Source organism: Streptomyces albicerus, from assembly GCF_008905045.1.
GTDB classification, from domain to species: domain Bacteria; phylum Actinomycetota; class Actinomycetes; order Streptomycetales; family Streptomycetaceae; genus Streptomyces; species Streptomyces albicerus.
The window spans coordinates 1-15,682 of record NZ_VWMY01000080.1 but is presented as its reverse complement, the minus strand read 5'-3'; the positions used below and the strand labels follow the sequence as shown (position 1 = coordinate 15,682).

The following is a 15,682-nucleotide window of genomic DNA, read 5'->3' as shown; positions in this document are numbered from 1 at the left end:
ATGGGCACGTCTTGGCCTCGGCGGTCTTGGCCTCGGCGGGGGCGACTCGGCGAGTGGGCGTGGCCGTAGGCGGCGGCGGACCATGACGGGCGACAACGGGACGCGTCCTCTGTCGTCGAGCGAGGCCCCCGGGGAACCGACGTTGGCGGGCCTGCACGCCCTTCCCCGTCCCGTGGCCGTCGTGGTGGGCGCGGGTGGTGTGCTCGGAGCGGCGCATGTCGGTGTCGGGTACGCGCTGGAGCAGCGCGGATTCGTCCCGGACATGATCATCGGAACCTCGGTGGGCGCCCTCAACGGGGCCATCGCGGCAGCCCACCCCGACAGCGCCGCGCCATGGCTGGACCATGTGTGGACCCAGTTGAGTCGCCGTGAGGTGTATCCGCTCGGCTACCTGTCCTCACGGGCCAGCGTCTTCACCGATCGCGGACTGCGCCGACTGATCGCCCGGGCCGGACTGCCGCCGCGGATCGAGCAGCTGGCGGTCCCGTTCACCGCGGTGGCCATGGACCTGGTCACCGGCGATCCGGTGCTGCTCGACCACGGCGACCTCGAGTCCGCGCTCCTGGCCAGCGCCGCCATTCCCGGGATGCTGCCCCCGGTGGATCGTGGGGGCCGGACGCTCGTCGACGGCGGTGTGATCGCCTATGTCCCGGTGCTGGCGGCCCTGCAGGCCGGGGCGGCCAGCGTGGTGGTGCTGTCGATCGGGCCGGAGAGCTGGCCGTTGCGCCCGACCATCCCGCGCCGACGTGCCGGTGCGGTCGCCGCCAGGGCCGGGCTGCTCCTGTTGCACCATCAGATCGAGCGTGACCTGCACGAGGTGTCCCAGCACATCCCGACCGTCGTGCTGCCGACCGGCATCAAGGACTGGCCCGCCCCGTGGGACTTCGGCCATTCCCAGCGGCTGATCAGCACCGCGTCCCTCACGGCGGGGCGCTTTCTCGACGGGCTGCGCATCAGTGGGCCGGGCCTGTACCGGACCGACGACCCTCCGGTGACATCGGCCGGTCCGGGCGAGCCATTGACGTCCTCCGTATCGGGGGTCGGCCGATGAGTACCATCTCGTTCCTCAACATCGCCATGCACGGGCGTGTCAACCCGACGCTGCCGGTCGTGGCCGAGCTCGTCCGGCGCGGTCACTCCGTGACGTACCACACCTCTCCCGCGTTCGGTAAGGAGATCGAGGCCACCGGCGCGACCGTGTTTCTCTACCCCGGGGGCGACCAGCCGCTCCCCGATCCGCCGACTCCGGTCACGCTGATGGAGGGTCTCGTGGGCACCGCCGTCGGCCTGGTGCCCACCGTGCTCACCGAACTGCGCCGCGTCCAGCCCGACCTGATCGTCCACGACAACGCCTGTTTGTGGGGTGCGGTCGCCGCCCGCGAACTCGAGGTGCCGGCGGCGTCGTCGTTCACCACGTTCGCGTTCAACCGGCACGTGCCCAGCCCCACCCGCGGCTCGTGGGAGCTGCTGGCCGCGGCGACGGCTCGGCCCCGCAGCGTCCAGGGCTACCTGCGGTCGCGCCGGCAGCTGCGCCGCCGCTTCGACACGCGTGGATTGCCACTGCTCGACCTGGGGAACATCCGCCAGCCGCTCAATCTGGTCTACACCTCGCGGGCGTTCCAGCCTGCCGTCGAGGACTTCGACCAGTCCTACCGGTTCGTCGGCCCCAGCATCGGCGCCCGACCGGTCGACCCGTCGTTCCCGGTCGATCGGCTGAAGGACCCGGTGCTGTACGCCTCGCTGGGCACGGTGTTCAACGCCGACCCGCAGCTGCTGCGCGGCTTCGCCACCGAGCTCGCCCCGCTGGGCGGCACGGTGATCGTCTCCACCGGGCAGACCGATCCCGAGGCGCTGGGTCCGCTGCCGGCCAACGTGCTCGTCCGCCGCTCCGTACCACAACCGGAGGTGCTGGCCCGCGCGGCGATGTTCGTCACCCATGGCGGCATGAACAGCGTCAACGAGGCCATGTACGCCGGGGTTCCGATGCTGGTGGTCCCGCAGGGCGCTGACCAGCCGATGGTGGCCCGTCGTGTGGTCGAGCTCGGCGCCGGCCTGTCCATCCGTACCCAGGACGTCGCCAAGGGCTCGGTGCGTGCCCTCGCCCGGCGCCTGCTCCACGAGCCCCGGTTCCGGGAAGCCGCGACCACTCTGCAGGCCGCCCAGCACAAGGCAGGTGGATATCGGCGCGCCGCCGACGAACTCGAGCGGTACCTGCATGCGGCCGGCCCGGTCAGTCAGTCGGCTTCCGTCGATCCGTCCCAACGAGGCTGAGTGATGTCTCCCGTCGTCGTTGTCCTGCTGCTGTTCGCCGGGCTGTCGGAGGCCGCCGGGCGCATCCTGCCTCTGGTGGCGCGCCGGCCCGGCATGTCGAGGACTTTCGTGGCCGGGTTGCTGCCGGCCGCCGGCCTCGTCGAGGCTGCGGTGTTCGCGCTGTGGCCGCTGACCGCGTGGACCCTGGCCGAGCTGGTGGTGTCCTCCCCACCGTCAGGTGCCGAGTTGGTGTGGACACCGGGCCTGGTCGCCCCGCTGGTGTTCTCCGCCGTCCTTGCGTTCCCGCTGCTCGGACCCCTGCTCCACCTGCTGCTCTTCGTGGGGGTCGGGGCCGGTCTGGCCGGCCCGCTCGCCACGGCGACCGGGCTGGGCTGGTGGGGTGCCGCCGGTTGCGTGGCCGTCGCCGGGGCCGGGCTCGGTGTCGCTGTGGAGGCCGTTCGGCGTCTTGTTGTGAGGATCAGTGCGACCGAAGGACCGGAGGCGATCGCATGAACGATGTCCTGCTCTGGGTCTTGGCGCTGGGGCCGGTTCTGCTCGCCGAAGGACTGCTGGCCCGCTACGAGGTCATGGCCTACAGCGCCCGCTGGCGGGCCCCCGTCGACCAGCTCCCGGAGGGTGTGCCCTACGCCCGGGGTGCGGACCCTGACCGTCCACCGGATGCCTACCTGGTCTACCTGGACGGCATCGGGAAACGCCGCGTCCGCGACACCCGGGACGGCGGCCAGCTGGTCAAGGCCCTGCTCGCCGGAGCACCGGAGCTGCGGGTACTGGGCCAGGTGCAGCCCTACTCGCCGCTGGCCGACCCGCTGGCCGACCGCCCGGTGTGGGCGTGGCTGCGCCGCCACATCGGGCTGCTGCTGTTCCTGCACAACGTCATGCAGACCTTCGTCGCCGCCGACCACCGGTACCGGCCCCTGTACAACCGGGCCGTCGGCTCCCAGATCGCCACTCAGCTCCGGCTCGCCGGCTACCAGCCCGACAGCGGTGTCCCGGTGGTGCTGCTCAGTTACAGCGGCGGCGCCCAGGTCGCCACCGGCGCGGTCCACGAACTGCACACCCAGCTGCGCTCGCCGCTCCTGGTGATCACGCTCGGTGGGTTCCACAACGGCGCCAACGACCTCACCCATGCCGAGCACGTGCACCAGCTCACCAGCGCGAGCGACCGGATCGAGCGGGTCGGCACGTGGATCTTTCCTCAGCGCTGGCGGCTGTTCCGCCGCAGCGGATGGAACCGGGCCGCCCGCGCCGGGAAGATCACCGTGCATCGGCTCGACCCGGCCACCCACCTCGGGCCGCGCAGCTACATCAGCCCGGAGGCCCGGCTGCCCGATGGCCGCAGCTATCTCGACCGCACGACCGACACCGTGATCGCGCTCATCCGCGCCTACCACGGCGCGAACGCGGCGACGGACAACCCGTTGCCATGAGGGCCCCTGTCGGGCGCCTTCGCCGCGTCGGTGTCGGCCGAGTGCGGCGACAGCTCAGGTGCTGGTCTCCGTCTCGAGTGCGGCGGCCTGGTCGCCGTCGAGTCCGGCGACCAGGCCGCGCAGGACAGGGCCGTACTCCGGGTGGGCGAGGGCGAACGCCATCTGGGCGACCAGGTAGTCGGCCGGGTTGCCGGTGTCGTACCAGCGGCCCTTGATGACCTGCCCGTACACCGCGCGGGTGGAGGCGAAGGCGTTGATGGCGTCGGTCAGGTAGATCTCGCCGGTCCTGTGCTCGTACCAGCGGCGGGTCTGCTCGCGCAGTTCGTCGATGATGCCGGGGGTGACGACGTAGCCGCCGATGGCCGCGTACGACGACGGGGCGGCAGCGGGCTCGGGCTTTTCGACCAGGCCGGTGATGCGCAGTTGGCCGCCTCCGAGGTCTTCCTTGACGATGGGCACGCCATAGCGCTGGGAGTCGGTGGGGTCCATCGGCAGGAGGGCCAGCACCGGGCAGCCGGTCTGCTCGTACGTGCGGATCAGCTGCTGGGCGCGGGGGACCTCGGCCACGAAGACGTCATCGGGCCAGAGCACCAGCACGGGCTCGTCGCCGAAGGAGCGGGCGGCGTTCAGGACCGGGGTGCCGTTGCCGTACGGGCCGTACTGGTCGAGGTAGGTGATGTGGCCCTGGCGGGCCAGCTCCGCCACCTCCTCCACCGCGTCCGCGTAGGCCGTCTTGCCGTCTTCGCGGAGTTGATCGACCAGGGCGGGGTTGGGGCGGAAGTGGTCCTGGATGAGGCTCTTGCCGCCGGAGACGACGATGGTGATGTCGGTGATGCCGGAGTCCACCAGCTCGCGCACGGTGTGTTCGATGACCGGCTTGTCGCCGACCGGGAGCATCTCCTTCGGCGTCGCCTTCGTCAGGGGCAGCAGACGGGAGCCGAGTCCGGCGGCGGGGATGACGGCCCTGCGAATCGTCGGGGACATCGTGTCTCTCTCGGTCGAGCGGCACACCGTACCGGCCGGCACGGCACACGGCGACGCTACCAACGTCGGCCGCCGCCCCGTCGGTCGCCCCTTTCGCCGACAGCTTGGGCGATTACCGGCAAACGCTGTGGAGGGAATATCGGCAGGGATCGGTAGTGGGAAATGCCAGTGTCCTCGTAATGGCCGATTCTTGGGTTCCAACCAGTCGGTATGCATCCCTAGGGTTCGAGCGAGAGGGCATGGGCGCAATGCTCGTGGACGTAATGCCGCGGCGCGGCACGCCGCCCGCGCTCTCGTTGAAGCCCCCAGACCCCGGGCGAGTGAGGCGACCCAGTACCGCTGGACAGCCGAGGCCATGATCCGCGTGAGGGCACGGCCCCGGTACCCGTCCTCCCGATGCGGCTCCCCGGGGCACTCCCGCAGCCTCGGTTTCGGTGAGGACGGTCGCGCAGGGGATGGTGCGTGTTCGGGTACGACATCCCCGGCGCACGGTCGCCGCCGGCGCGGCTCGGCCCCGGCGGCGACCGGGCGGGGCGTGGACGTCCGGCAGGCGGCATCGGCGCCGATCGGGCAGCCGATCCCACGGCCCGCGCCTGCAGCGCGGCAACGACCGTCCGGTCCTTGGGCTACGCGTTGCGGTCGGCTTCCTGAGCCGCACGCTCAAGCCGGCTTCGATAGTTCTCCCACCACTCCGAGTCGCCCGGCGCCATGCTGGTGTTGCCCTTGCCCATCCCCGCGGCACCGTCCATGAGTTCCCGGACGATATCGGCGTGCCCGGCGTGCCGGTGCGTCTCAGCAATCATGCGCACCACGGCATGATGCAACGTCACCTCGTTGGCGTCGCTCGGCCACCACGGCACCTTGCCGATCGTGTCCAGCGTCAGCGCGTCGATCGTCGCGTCCGCGTGCGTCCACGCCCGACGGTAGAGCTCCACGATGTACTCGCGTGACTCCTCGGCGGTGGCCCACATGTCCGCGTTGATCTCAGCGCCGTCTGCGAGCCAGGGCAGCGGCTCGCCGGACGGCCTTCCGAAGGTGTCGCAGAGGTAGCCCAGCTCCATACTGGCCACGTGTTTTACCAGGCCCAGTAGGTTGGTGCCGGTCGGTGTCAGCGGCCGGCGGATGTCGTACTCCGAGAGCCCTTCGAGCTTCCACAGCAGGGCATCGCGGGCGGACTGCAGGTAAAAGCGAAGGTCAGCCTTGGGGTCCGATGCGGTCATGGGGCCAGTCTGCCGCTCGCGCGATCTTTGGCCACCGCCTTTTCCACCGCTCGCGGTGAACCAGATCATCCGAGACGAATCTGCCCACCGCGCTGGGACGACGACCGCAGCTTGCGGATCAGGCCGGTGGCGGCGCCGGCGGCCGCCAGGCCTGTGCCGGTCAGGGCCAGAGGGCGGGCGTTCGCCCGGTCACGGTCTGGGCACGTACCGGGTTGGCTCCCGCCGCGGCTCGGTGTGGATGACCTTCGTCGTCCCCGCCGCGGGTGGTGCGCGGCTGTTTCCGGGGGCGTGCCCCGCGGCCCTTGCGTTGCCGGAAGGGCGGGGCACAGGCTGGTTGTGTTCTGGCGAGACCGAGGTCCCGCCGTCGCACGAGACGGATGGAGGGATGTTCCCATGGCGGTGTGCGAAGTCTGCGGCAACGACTATGAGTTGGCCTTCGAAGTACGGGCTGCCGGAGCGGTCCATGTCTTCGACAGCCTCGAGTGTGCGGCCCAGCGCATGGCGCCCATCTGCGAGAACTGCAACTGCCGGATTCTGGGCCACGGCCTGCAGGCGGACGGACAGTTCTACTGCTGCGCCCACTGCGCACGGCAGAAGGGGCACGCCCAACTGGTCGACCACGCCTGAGCGGCGGGACGGCGGCCGTTGCCGGGCCCGGGACGGCGGCCGTTGCCCCAACCGGTGACTCACGAGCCGCGGATCACCGACCGTCAGGGCTGCCGGCCGAGCAGGCACAGCAGCTTTGTCTGCACGTCCGCTCCGGGCGGCGGCTCGACCGGTGCCGCGAACAGCCCGCTCTTCTCCAGGTCCGCCGCGTACGGCGTGACCTCTCGGACCGCGAACTTCACCAGGTTGTCCGGGAGTTGCTCGTCCGCGCCGATCGCGCGGGACAGGTCCCAGGCGTGCACGACGAGGTCGGCGACCATCTGGGAGCAGTAGTCGGTGGCGGAGGTGTCGCCGTGGGAGAGGTGCACGGTGTGGTCGAGTGCGCCCGGCGCGGCGAACGCGTCGTGGGCGCCGCGGGCCGCCGTGTCCCACGAGGCGAGCGGGTCGGGACCCAGCATGTCGCCGTCGAAGGTCTCGCCGATCGCCTCGATCATGGCACCGTCCCTGACCATCGCGGGCACCCACAGCTGCTCGGACACGAGATGGTTGACGAGGTCACGCACCGACCAGTCGGTGCAGGGCGTCGGCGCGCCCCACTGATCGCCCCGGACGGCGTGCACGCGGTCGCCGAACAGGTCGACGGCCTCCGCGTGTCGCGTGAGCAGCGGGTTGCTGTCTGTCGCTGTCGTCGTACTCATACCAGTCATGCGCCTCCGGGTCCCCGCTGCCGCGCCCCCTCACGCGTCCGGCCCGCCACGATCGAGCGGCGGGGGTTGCGGCGCAGATACTCGCCCTCCAGCAGTGCCATGCGCTCGTTATGGGCCCGCAGCGCGTCGTTCGAGCCGTGCAGCAGGGTGTTGTGGCGCCCGCGGTGGATCGTCTCCAGCTCCCTCATGAGCTGCTGGTCGTCCAGCCGGCCCGGGTCGACTCCGGTCATGGTGGCACCCCGATCGTCGTGCTCCTACCTGCGCTCCGGGTACCCACCTGGCAAGCATTACCCCGAGCGGCATCGGTCCCGCGGCTCCGCGGCCCCGCCGCTTCTGAAGTGGCTGATTCCGACGTCGTTCGACGGCCTCACGCGCACCCATCGTGGAAGGGGAACGCCGATCTCCGCCCGTCGAAGAGGCTGAAGGAACCGAAGAGACCCAAGGAACCACGCAGGAGGCCTTCATGCTCGTACGCCATGTCGCTGGAGCCGCGTCGGCCGCGGCCGTGCTCGCCGTCCCCTTCCTGGCCGGTACCGCGGCCGCCTGCCCCGAACCCGTGAAGGTGCACGCCGAGTTCGCGCCGCCCGAAGCACTGCCGGAGCATGACGCGGTGACGTATGACGAGGCGGGCGTACCGGTGGGGAGCCGGGTCACCGTGATCGAGCGTGTCTCCGGGGAGGGCGGCACCGAAGTCGAACTGCGGCTGAAGGGCGTCGACCCGGACCGGACGTACGGCGCTCACGTCCACCGGAAGCCGTGCGGCCCGCTGCCGGCGGACTCCGGCCCCCACTACCAGGACCGGGTCGACCCCGTGCAGCCGTCCACCGACCCCGAGTACGCCAACCCGGACAACGAGATCTGGCTCGACCTCACGACCGACACCCACGGCAGGGGCGGATCCGAAGCCGCAGTCGAGTGGACCTTCCGCACCGGCGAGGCTCGATCCGTGGTGATCCACGAGCACGCCACACACACCGAACCAGGACATGCGGGGGAGGCCGGCGCACGCCTCGCCTGTGTCGACGTGCCCTTCGTCTGACCTGGCCTTCGTCCGAAGGACTCGCGAGGTCTGGACAGCCCTGGCGTGGCCGAGCAGGCCACCCGGGCCACTTTGGAGACCCTCGGTGAACGGGTGCCGCCGGGCATCCGGTGGCCGGTGGCGCACCGGCGTCCTCAGGCGTCCCGCCGCTTCAGCTGCCACGCGGCCGCACCCAGCAGCACGGCCAGGAAACCGGCGAACACGGCCAGGCCCGCCCCAGGAGAGAGCAGGTCCGAACCGGGGGACACCGTCATGAAAGCGGAGCCGGCGTTGGAGGGGAAGTACGGGCCGATCGCGTCGTTCCAGCTGTCCGGGAGGGCGACCTGCATCAGGCCGGGCAGCAGCCAGATCGAGGCGAACAGGGTGGTCACCGCGCCCGCGGTGTTGCGCAGCAGGGCACCGAGCGCCATGCCCAGCAGTCCGATACCGGTCAGGTAGACGACGGTGCCGAGGACCGCGCGCAGGACGCCGGGGTCGGTGAGGGAGGCGCCGTCGGAGCCCAGGATGGCCTGTCCGCCGAAGAAGGCGCCGAAGACCGCGACCGCGCCGACCGCGAGGACGACCCCGGCGAACACCGCCGCCTTGGCCCAGAGCACCGGCAGCCGGCGGGGCACCGCGGCGAGGGTGGAGCGGATCAGACCGGTGCTGTACTCGCCGGCGGTGAGGAGGACCCCGAGGGTGCCGATGACGAGCTGGGCCAGCTGCGTACCGGCCAGGCTGATGTCGGTCGGGTCGGTGGCCCCTTCGCCAGGGCCTTCGAAGGTGCCGCCGCCGGAGGTGACCGAGGCGGCGATCAGCCCGAAGGCGACCAGTGCGACCACGGCCCCGAGCAGGGTGTAGGCCGTGGACCGCAGCGACCAGAACTTGATCCACTCGGATCTGAACACGCGTCGCGTGGTGACGCGCAGATCGCGACGCTCGGGGCGTGCTGTCAGGTCCGGTGCGATGGCGGTGGTCATCAGGCGGCCCTCCCGGCCTCGGCGAGCTCGTCGCCAGGGGTGCCCGGCGAGGCGCCGGCCCTGGTGGTGGTCGTGGTCGTGGCGTGGTACTCGACGGCGTCCCGGGTCATCTCCATGAACGCCTCCTCCAGCGATGCCTGCTGCGGGAACAACTCGTGCAGGGTGAAGCCGGATTCCGCGGCGTGGTCGCCGATCTGATCGGTCGTCAGCCCGGTGATCTCCAGGACCCCGGGTTCGAGGCTGGTGATCGTGACATCCGGCCCGGCCAGCTGGTCCCGGAGCTGCGCGGCCTGCGGCGAGCGCACCCGTACGGTGTTGCTGGCCGCCCGCGCGGTGAACTCGGCCACGGACACGTCGGCGATCAGGCGTCCTCGGCCGACCACGATGAGGTGTTCGGCGGTGAGCGCCATCTCGCTCATCAGGTGCGAGGAGACGAAGACGGTCCGGCCCTCCGCAGCCAGCCCCTTCAGCAGGTTGCGGATCCAGAGGATGCCTTCCGGGTCGAGGCCGTTGACCGGCTCGTCCAGCATGACCACCCGGGGGTCGGCGAGCAGCGCCGAGGCGATGCCGAGGCGCTGGCCCATACCGAGAGAGAATCCGCCTGCCCGCTTGCGGGCGACCTCGGTCAGGCCGACGAGGTCGATCACCTCCTCGACCCGCCGGCGCGGGACGCCGGTGGTGGCGGCCATCGCCCACAGGTGGCTGAACGCGGACCGGCCCTGGTGGATGGACTTGGCCTCCAGCAACGCGCCGATCTCGTGCAGCGGCGCCCGGTGTTCGGCGTAGGGGCGTCCGTTCACGGTCGCGGTGCCGGCGGTCGGCCGGTCGAGGCCGAGGATCATGCGCATGGTGGTGGACTTGCCGGCGCCGTTGGGTCCGAGGAAGCCGGTGACGATGCCCGGCCGGACCGAGAAGGTGAGCGAGTCGACGGCGGTCTTGTCGCCGTAGCGCTTGGTCAGGTTGGTTACTTCAATCATGGGGTCCAGACTGCCGACCGTGGATCTCCAGGTCGTCAGCCCGGTGCGGACACTTGGCCCTCCCATGCCCGTGGTACGGAGCTACTCCGGGCGCTGTACGACCACGGGGCGCGGACAGGCCCCCAGGAGGAGCGGCCCCCGCCGCACGTCCGCCCAGGGTCTGGTGCGGTCACTGCGGAGCGCGGGCCAGGCCCGTCTGGTAGGCGATGACGACGAGTTGGGCCCGGTCCCGTGCGCCGAGCTTCGTCATCGCCCGGTTGACGTGGGTCTTGGCGGTGGACGTCGAGACGTACAGCCGCTCGGCGATGTCGTCGTTGGACAGGCCCATGGCGACCAGGCCCAGCACCTCGCGCTCCCGCCCGGTCAGCGCGTCGAGCTGAGCCGTGGTGGCGGCGGGCCGGTCCTCGGGGGACGCCATGAACCGGGCGATCAGGCCCTGGGTCGCCTTCGGCGACAACAGCGCCTCACCGCCCGCCACGGTCCGGATCGCGGCCAGCAGTTCCACCGGCTCGACGCCCTTGCCCAGGAAGCCGCTGGCCCCGGCGCGCAGCGCCTTGAAGACGTACTCGTCGATCTCGAAGGTCGTGAGGATCAGCACCCGAACCCCAGCGAGGTCCTCGTCGGCGGTGATCTCCCGGGTGGCGGCGAGGCCGTCGAGCTCCGGCATCCGGATGTCCATCAGCACGACGTCCGCGCGGGTGCTGCGGGCGAGTTCGACGGCCTCCCGGCCGGTCGCGGCCTCGCCCACCACCTCCAGGTCGGGCGCCGCGTTGATGAGCACCCGGAAACCGGCGCGGATCAGGTTCTGGTCATCGGCCAGCAGGACCCGGATGGTCATCCGTCGTCTCCTTCTCCGGATGCTTCTCCGGGTTGCTTCCCCGGACGCCGTCCGGGAGGTGCTCCATCGCCGGCGGTGGGGGCGGGAGGCAGGGGCATCACAGCCCGTACGGTGAAACCGGTGTCGGGCCCGGGGCCCGCCTCGAAGCTGCCGCCGACGGCGATTGCGCGCTCGCGCATGCCCAGGATGCCGCGCCCGCCGCCATACGCGTCCGTCCGGGTCGTCGTGCCGCCGCCTCCTTCGTCGCGGATCCGGACGACCAGCCGGTCGGGCGCGTACTCGACACCGACCCGCGCGGAGGAACTCCCGCTGTGCTTGTGCACGTTGGTGAGCGACTCCTGCACGATCCGGTACGCCGCCAGGTCGACCGCCGAGGGCAGCGGGCGCGGACGCCCGGAGAGTGTCCAGGCCACCTGCAGGCCCGCCGCGGCGAACGAGCCGACGAGCTCGTCCAGCCCGTCGAGGCCCCGGGTGGGCTCGACGGGAGCCTCTGGGTCATCGTCCCGGCGCAGTACGCCGAGCAGCGCGCTGAGTTCCTCCAGCACGCTCCGGCTGGCCTGGCGTACCAGGGCGAGCGACTCCTCCGCCACGTCGGGGTCGGTGCGCAGCGTGTGCCCGGCCACCCCGGCCTGGACACTGATCACGGCGATGTGGTGGGCGGCCACGTCGTGCAGCTCGCGGGCGATCCGCAGCCGCTCCTCGGTGACCCGGCGGGCCGCCTCCTCCTCGCGGCTCTGCTCGGCGCGACGGGCCCGCTCCTCCAGCAGGACGACGTACGCCCGTCTGCTGCGGACCGCGTCTCCGGCGGCCACCGCCATGCCGATCCACACCACGAGGTTCTGGGTGCCGGGGCCGGACCAGGACCACCCCGAGGTGGCCAGGGAAGTGAGGCCGAAGGCGAACGCGGCGACTGCCCCGGCCGTCCAGGCGGTCCGGCGGTCGGTGTACATGGCGACGGTGAACGCGGCGAGCACCGGGGCACCGAGGAACACGCCATGGGCATCCGAGACGATCAAGGAAACGCAGGAGACCCCGGTGGTGACGGCCAGCACCGCCGACGGCCACCGCCGCCGGACGACCAGCGCACCGCAGGACAGTGTGGCCAGCACCGCGACGGTGGCGGTCAGCGGGACCCGCTGCGGCGGGTCGCCGGGGACGAGCGGCGCCAACAGGCTTGCCATGTACAGCGCCGCGGCGAGCACTCCGTCCACGACGAGCGGATGCGCCCGCACGGCCTGGCGCCAGGCCGCAGGACCAGTCATGCGGCAACCGTACGCGCAGCCGCCTGACCCGGCGTCCACCGGCGGTGGTACGTCCGCCTACCGCATCCGTGGCAGGCTCCCGGTTGGCGTTGAGCAGGACATGGACGGGAGACAGCAGGCGTGCGTCAGCCCGTAGGAGTGCGGGCAGCGGTGTCCGGGGTGGTCGACCGGCCGGCGTCGAGTCCCAGCAGTCGCGCCGCGTTGCCCCGCAGCCAGTCGTGGGTGACGGCCGGGCCGAGCCCGAGGTCGGCCACCTCTTGGATGAGCGTGCGGGCAGAGACGGAGTGGACCCAGGTCGCCGTGCCGAACATGACCTTGCGGCGCAGAGTGCCGCGGCCGTACAGCAACAGCGGTTCCCAGCCCGAGCCCGGCCTTGCCATCAAGCTCGGGCGGTGGGTGGAGAACTCGACGAAGACATTGGGGTGGCGCTGCGCGACCGAGATCATCTCCGGCATCCAGGGCCAGCCGCCGTGCCCCGCCACGATCTTGAGCCCTGGATGGCGCCCGGCGATGACGTCGATGATTCTCGGGTGCGACAGCTCGTTCGGGCGGCTCGTACACAGGTGGTGACCGGTGTGCAGCCACACCGGCATCCCCAGCCGCTCGGCGGCGCCGAACACGGCGTCGAAGCGCTGGTCCTCGGCTTCGACGCCGTCGCGGAACGCGATGACGGTGGCCCCGCGCATGCCCAGCGCGTGACAGCGCTCGAGTTCCTCCAGCGCGGCGTGCGGATCGGAGAGGTTCAGGCCCGCCCACGCCTGCATACGGTCGGGGGCGCGCGCGGCGAAGGCGGCCACCCGCGCGTTCACACCGGTGCCGTCGGGGAGCCTGGCACTGGAGCCCATCAGCACCTGGTAGGCGATGCCCTCCTCGTCCATGGCGCGCAGATGGGCCGCCACATCGAGGTGGGCCGGCCGGCGGGAGACCAGGACGTCGACGGCCGTGTCCAGGTCGCCCGCGTCCAAGTGCCTGCGGTAGACGGCGAAGTCGGTGCCGAAGACCGTGGCCAGATGGCGGCCGAAGGCCCGCAGGTACGCCGGGGCCTGCCCGCCCAGATCGCGGAAGTAGGCACCCCAGGACTCGCGGTCGTACACCAGGGCGCACATGTCGATGGCGCTGAGGCCGGGCGCGCTGTCTGTTCCGGTCAGGTCATGAACTGTCATGTCGGCTCCGGTTCCCGGGCGCGCTGGGCGCGCGCCCGACTCGCTCTGTGAGCCTCCCGGCCGGGGGGCTCGACGTCCCAGTACCTGGGGTACCGTTCTGCCGCCTGGACGGCTCCCCTCCGCGACGAGGCCGTAAGGTGGTGACTGAACAGTCATTTACCGCGGTCACTTTCGCCGCCCGGGCGGCACCGCGGGCCGGCCGCCGTCGAAAGTCGGGAATCACTCCATGGCCATGTCGACCGAGGAAGCATCCGCCGCACCGTCCGGGGGGAGCACGCGGAGACAGATCGAGACGGTCGCCGCCGAGCTTTTCTATCGGCGGGGGTACGGGGCGACCAGTGTCAGGGAGATTCTCGCGGCGCTGGGAATGACTCCCGGGGCGCTGTACAACCACTTCAGGTCGAAAGAGGAGCTGCTCTATTCGATCGCCTCCCGGACCTGTGCCGAATTGGAGCGGCAGCTCGCGGCCGCGATTCGCCGCGGGGACGGAGAACCGGCGCGTGAACTGTGGGAAGCGGCCAGGACGATGACCGAGTTCCACACGACGTATCGCACGGAGGCCGTGGTCACCCGCTCGGAGTCGCCGCATCTGCCCGTGCCGCAGCTGACCGAGGTGCGCGACAGCGAGCGCCGGATACGCCGGGAATTCGAGCGGATGCTGAATCAGGGGCAGGCGAAGGGGGAGTTCCGGATTCTGCTGCCGAGCGGTCTGCCCGCGGACATCCCGGTCACCGCCAAGGCCATGCTTGACCTGTGCATTCACGCCGGACTCTGGTTCCGTCCGGAAGGCAGACTCAGCGCCGAGGAAATCGCCGAACAGTACGGTGTTCTCGTACTGCAGGCGGCCGGAGTCACCCATGCCGGAATTCAGTCGGTGTCCGCGAGCGTACCCAGGTAGGCATGCCGCAGCTGTGGCCCGTCGCGCAGGTGTGCCGACGGGCCCTCGGCGACGATCCGGCCGGCGCGCATGACGTAGGCGCGGTCGGCCAGTTCGAGGGTGCGCTCCACCGCCTGGTCGACGAGCAGGACGGTCAGTCCGGTCCCGCGCAGCTCGCTCACCGTGGTCAGCACACGGTCGACCGCGACGGGCGCGAGGCCGAGGGACGGCTCGTCGATCAGCAGCATCCGGGGGCCTGACAGTAACGCCTGGCCGATGGCCAGCAGTTGCTGCTCGCCGCCGCTGAGCACTTCGGCCCGCGCGCCGAGCCGCTTCTCGAGGACGGGAAAGGTGCCGAGCACCCGGTCCAGGCGCTCGCGCTCCTCGGCCGCCGTCAACTTCCGCCCCCACAGGCCCAGATCGAGGTTTTCCCGGACGGTGAGGCCGTGAAAGAGGCGCCGCCCCTCGAGTACGTGCACGAGACCGCGGAGACTGATCACCTCGGGCCTGCATCCGGTGATGTCGGCGCCGTCGAACTCGACCGTGCCCGCGGTCGGTTTGAGCAGCCCCGAGAGCGTACGGAGCAGAGTGGACTTGCCCGCTCCGTTGGCGCCGAGGAGGGCGCAGATCTCTCCCTCATACACCGACAGCGTCACATCGCGCACGACCGGGACGGGGCCGTAGCCGGAGTGCAGTCCGGTCAGTCGCAGCAGCGGTGCTTCAGGGCTCGCGGCCATGCCCGTCTCCCCAGTCTCGTAGGTCGTGGAAACCGATGTCGCGTGAACCGGCGTCGTGGGTACGGACATCAGCGCCCCAGATACGCGTTGAGCACCCGGTCGTCCCGGAGTGCCACGGAGGGTTCGGCCGACACCAGGGTGCGTCCCGTGTCCAGCACAGTGATTCGATCGGCGACGGCCGCCACCAGCTCGATGTGGTGCTCGACCAGGACGACCGTCAGGTCCCGGCTCCTGAGCTCGCGCAACAGCCGGTCGAGTGCCGCCAGTTCGGTGTCCGACAGGCCGGCGGCCGGCTCGTCCATCAGCAGCAGCCGGGGGTGGGCCATCAGGGTCCGTGCGATCTCCAGCAGCCGCTGGTTGCCGTGCGGCAGGAACCCGGCCGGCGTCGCGGCGAGCGCGGCCAGACCCACGAAGTCCAGCCAGCCCAGGGCCTCCTCGCACAGCTGACGGGACTCGCGCCGGGCACGGGGCAGCGCCAGCGCACAGGCGGCGACACCGGCCTGTTGCCGGGCGTAGGCGCCGAGCAGCACGTTCTCCAGCGCGCTGAGCCCGGGCAGCAGCGACGGCGTCTGGAAGGTACGCCCCACGCCCAGCCGGGCGATCCGTTCGGTGGCG

Annotated in this window: 18 protein-coding genes; 7 read left to right on the top strand and 11 right to left on the bottom strand. The window is 71.2% G+C overall.

The annotated features are described in order from the left end of the window. Nucleotides 1-82: 82 nt before the first annotated feature. Genes GAS53_RS45785 through GAS53_RS45770 form a run of 4 tightly spaced genes read left to right on the top strand, consistent with a single transcriptional unit; the run spans nucleotide 83 to nucleotide 3,698 of the window. A complete protein-coding gene (locus GAS53_RS45785; RefSeq protein WP_151483716.1) occupies nucleotides 83-1,051 on the top strand; it encodes a patatin-like phospholipase family protein in 969 nt (322 codons plus the stop codon). Beyond that, nucleotides 1,048-2,271, top strand: a complete 1,224-nt coding sequence (locus tag GAS53_RS45780) for a macrolide family glycosyltransferase (protein WP_151483715.1) — start codon at nucleotides 1,048-1,050, stop codon at nucleotides 2,269-2,271. Before GAS53_RS45785 ends, GAS53_RS45780 begins: the two co-directional genes overlap by 4 nt. A gap of 3 nt (nucleotides 2,272-2,274) precedes the next feature. After that, nucleotides 2,275-2,763, top strand: coding sequence for a hypothetical protein (locus GAS53_RS45775; protein WP_151483714.1), 489 nt, complete (start codon nucleotides 2,275-2,277; stop codon nucleotides 2,761-2,763). Next, nucleotides 2,760-3,698: a hypothetical protein gene (locus GAS53_RS45770; RefSeq protein ID WP_151483713.1), complete on the top strand. Its 939-nt coding sequence runs from the start codon at nucleotides 2,760-2,762 to the stop codon at nucleotides 3,696-3,698. Before GAS53_RS45775 ends, GAS53_RS45770 begins: the two co-directional genes overlap by 4 nt. 54 nt (nucleotides 3,699-3,752) lie before the next feature. Here GAS53_RS45770 and GAS53_RS45765 read toward each other — a convergent pair whose 3' ends face one another. Both GAS53_RS45765 and GAS53_RS45760 read right to left on the bottom strand, forming a co-directional pair. Continuing rightward, complete coding sequence (locus GAS53_RS45765) at nucleotides 3,753-4,682, bottom strand: UTP--glucose-1-phosphate uridylyltransferase (RefSeq protein WP_151483712.1); 930 nt, start codon at nucleotides 4,680-4,682, stop codon at nucleotides 3,753-3,755. Nucleotides 4,683-5,308: 626 nt separating this feature from the next. Continuing rightward, a complete protein-coding gene (locus tag GAS53_RS45760; RefSeq protein ID WP_151483711.1) occupies nucleotides 5,309-5,902 on the bottom strand; it encodes a DinB family protein in 594 nt (197 codons plus the stop codon). A 393-nt stretch (nucleotides 5,903-6,295) separates the two neighbouring features. Here GAS53_RS45760 and GAS53_RS45755 point away from each other — a divergent pair, with 393 nt between their 5' ends. Then, nucleotides 6,296-6,529 (top strand): hypothetical protein, encoded by a 234-nt coding sequence (locus GAS53_RS45755; protein WP_151483710.1) that lies wholly within the window; start codon nucleotides 6,296-6,298, stop codon nucleotides 6,527-6,529. 83 nt (nucleotides 6,530-6,612) lie between these two features. Here the strand turns inward: GAS53_RS45755 and GAS53_RS45750 are convergent, their stop codons facing one another. Both GAS53_RS45750 and GAS53_RS45745 read right to left on the bottom strand, forming a co-directional pair. Beyond that, nucleotides 6,613-7,215: a TIGR03086 family metal-binding protein gene (locus tag GAS53_RS45750; RefSeq protein ID WP_151483709.1), complete on the bottom strand. Its 603-nt coding sequence runs from the start codon at nucleotides 7,213-7,215 to the stop codon at nucleotides 6,613-6,615. Continuing rightward, nucleotides 7,212-7,445 (bottom strand): DUF6158 family protein, encoded by a 234-nt coding sequence (locus GAS53_RS45745; protein ID WP_151483708.1) that lies wholly within the window; start codon nucleotides 7,443-7,445, stop codon nucleotides 7,212-7,214. Before GAS53_RS45745 ends, GAS53_RS45750 begins: the two co-directional genes overlap by 4 nt. 233 nt (nucleotides 7,446-7,678) lie before the next feature. Between GAS53_RS45745 and GAS53_RS45740 the strand changes: the two genes are divergently transcribed. Further along, nucleotides 7,679-8,254 (top strand): superoxide dismutase family protein, encoded by a 576-nt coding sequence (locus GAS53_RS45740; RefSeq protein WP_151483707.1) that lies wholly within the window; start codon nucleotides 7,679-7,681, stop codon nucleotides 8,252-8,254. A gap of 134 nt (nucleotides 8,255-8,388) precedes the next feature. On the opposite strand, the gene GAS53_RS45735 is transcribed toward GAS53_RS45740, so the two are convergent. The 5 genes from GAS53_RS45735 to GAS53_RS45715 form a co-directional block, all read right to left on the bottom strand. Then, complete coding sequence (locus tag GAS53_RS45735) at nucleotides 8,389-9,213, bottom strand: ABC transporter permease (protein ID WP_151483706.1); 825 nt, start codon at nucleotides 9,211-9,213, stop codon at nucleotides 8,389-8,391. Beyond that, the gene (locus GAS53_RS45730) at nucleotides 9,213-10,190 is read right to left on the bottom strand and encodes an ABC transporter ATP-binding protein (RefSeq protein WP_151483705.1); all 978 of its coding nucleotides are present in this window, start codon (nucleotides 10,188-10,190) and stop codon (nucleotides 9,213-9,215) included. The genes GAS53_RS45735 and GAS53_RS45730 overlap by 1 nt, the downstream gene beginning before the upstream one ends. Nucleotides 10,191-10,359: 169 nt before the next feature. Beyond that, on the bottom strand, nucleotides 10,360-11,028 hold the full coding sequence (locus GAS53_RS45725; protein ID WP_151483704.1) for a response regulator: 669 nt from the start codon (nucleotides 11,026-11,028) through the stop codon (nucleotides 10,360-10,362). Beyond that, the gene (locus GAS53_RS45720; protein ID WP_151483703.1) at nucleotides 11,025-12,290 is read right to left on the bottom strand and encodes a sensor histidine kinase; all 1,266 of its coding nucleotides are present in this window, start codon (nucleotides 12,288-12,290) and stop codon (nucleotides 11,025-11,027) included. The genes GAS53_RS45725 and GAS53_RS45720 overlap by 4 nt, the downstream gene beginning before the upstream one ends. Nucleotides 12,291-12,415: 125 nt before the next feature. Then, the gene (locus tag GAS53_RS45715; protein ID WP_192583573.1) at nucleotides 12,416-13,453 is read right to left on the bottom strand and encodes an amidohydrolase family protein; all 1,038 of its coding nucleotides are present in this window, start codon (nucleotides 13,451-13,453) and stop codon (nucleotides 12,416-12,418) included. Nucleotides 13,454-13,679: 226 nt separating this feature from the next. On the opposite strand from GAS53_RS45715, the gene GAS53_RS45710 reads away from it, so the two are divergent. After that, on the top strand, nucleotides 13,680-14,351 hold the full coding sequence (locus GAS53_RS45710; RefSeq protein ID WP_151483701.1) for a TetR/AcrR family transcriptional regulator: 672 nt from the start codon (nucleotides 13,680-13,682) through the stop codon (nucleotides 14,349-14,351). On the opposite strand, the gene GAS53_RS45705 is transcribed toward GAS53_RS45710, so the two are convergent. After that, nucleotides 14,321-15,067 carry an ABC transporter ATP-binding protein gene (locus GAS53_RS45705; RefSeq protein WP_151483700.1) on the bottom strand — a complete coding sequence of 249 codons (747 nt, stop codon included), beginning with the start codon at nucleotides 15,065-15,067 and terminating at the stop codon, nucleotides 14,321-14,323. The two genes, GAS53_RS45710 and GAS53_RS45705, sit on opposite strands and share 31 nt — an antisense overlap. Nucleotides 15,068-15,135: 68 nt before the next feature. Further along, nucleotides 15,136-15,682, bottom strand: a 547-nt coding sequence (locus tag GAS53_RS45700; protein ID WP_151483699.1) for an ABC transporter ATP-binding protein, incomplete at its 5' end; no start/stop codon positions are given.

Coding starts and splice junctions, on each gene's coding strand:
- GAS53_RS45785 (WP_151483716.1), top strand. CDS start 83: ATGACGGGCGACAACGGGACGCGTCCTCTGTCGTCGAGCGAGGCCCCC.
- GAS53_RS45780 (WP_151483715.1), top strand. CDS start 1,048: ATGAGTACCATCTCGTTCCTCAACATCGCCATGCACGGGCGTGTCAAC.
- GAS53_RS45775 (WP_151483714.1), top strand. CDS start 2,275: ATGTCTCCCGTCGTCGTTGTCCTGCTGCTGTTCGCCGGGCTGTCGGAG.
- GAS53_RS45770 (WP_151483713.1), top strand. CDS start 2,760: ATGAACGATGTCCTGCTCTGGGTCTTGGCGCTGGGGCCGGTTCTGCTC.
- GAS53_RS45765 (WP_151483712.1), bottom strand. CDS start 4,682: ATGTCCCCGACGATTCGCAGGGCCGTCATCCCCGCCGCCGGACTCGGC.
- GAS53_RS45760 (WP_151483711.1), bottom strand. CDS start 5,902: ATGACCGCATCGGACCCCAAGGCTGACCTTCGCTTTTACCTGCAGTCC.
- GAS53_RS45755 (WP_151483710.1), top strand. CDS start 6,296: ATGGCGGTGTGCGAAGTCTGCGGCAACGACTATGAGTTGGCCTTCGAA.
- GAS53_RS45750 (WP_151483709.1), bottom strand. CDS start 7,215: ATGACTGGTATGAGTACGACGACAGCGACAGACAGCAACCCGCTGCTC.
- GAS53_RS45745 (WP_151483708.1), bottom strand. CDS start 7,445: ATGACCGGAGTCGACCCGGGCCGGCTGGACGACCAGCAGCTCATGAGG.
- GAS53_RS45740 (WP_151483707.1), top strand. CDS start 7,679: ATGCTCGTACGCCATGTCGCTGGAGCCGCGTCGGCCGCGGCCGTGCTC.
- GAS53_RS45735 (WP_151483706.1), bottom strand. CDS start 9,213: ATGACCACCGCCATCGCACCGGACCTGACAGCACGCCCCGAGCGTCGC.
- GAS53_RS45730 (WP_151483705.1), bottom strand. CDS start 10,190: ATGATTGAAGTAACCAACCTGACCAAGCGCTACGGCGACAAGACCGCC.
- GAS53_RS45725 (WP_151483704.1), bottom strand. CDS start 11,028: ATGACCATCCGGGTCCTGCTGGCCGATGACCAGAACCTGATCCGCGCC.
- GAS53_RS45720 (WP_151483703.1), bottom strand. CDS start 12,290: ATGACTGGTCCTGCGGCCTGGCGCCAGGCCGTGCGGGCGCATCCGCTC.
- GAS53_RS45715 (WP_192583573.1), bottom strand. CDS start 13,453: ATGACAGTTCATGACCTGACCGGAACAGACAGCGCGCCCGGCCTCAGC.
- GAS53_RS45710 (WP_151483701.1), top strand. CDS start 13,680: ATGGCCATGTCGACCGAGGAAGCATCCGCCGCACCGTCCGGGGGGAGC.
- GAS53_RS45705 (WP_151483700.1), bottom strand. CDS start 15,067: ATGGCCGCGAGCCCTGAAGCACCGCTGCTGCGACTGACCGGACTGCAC.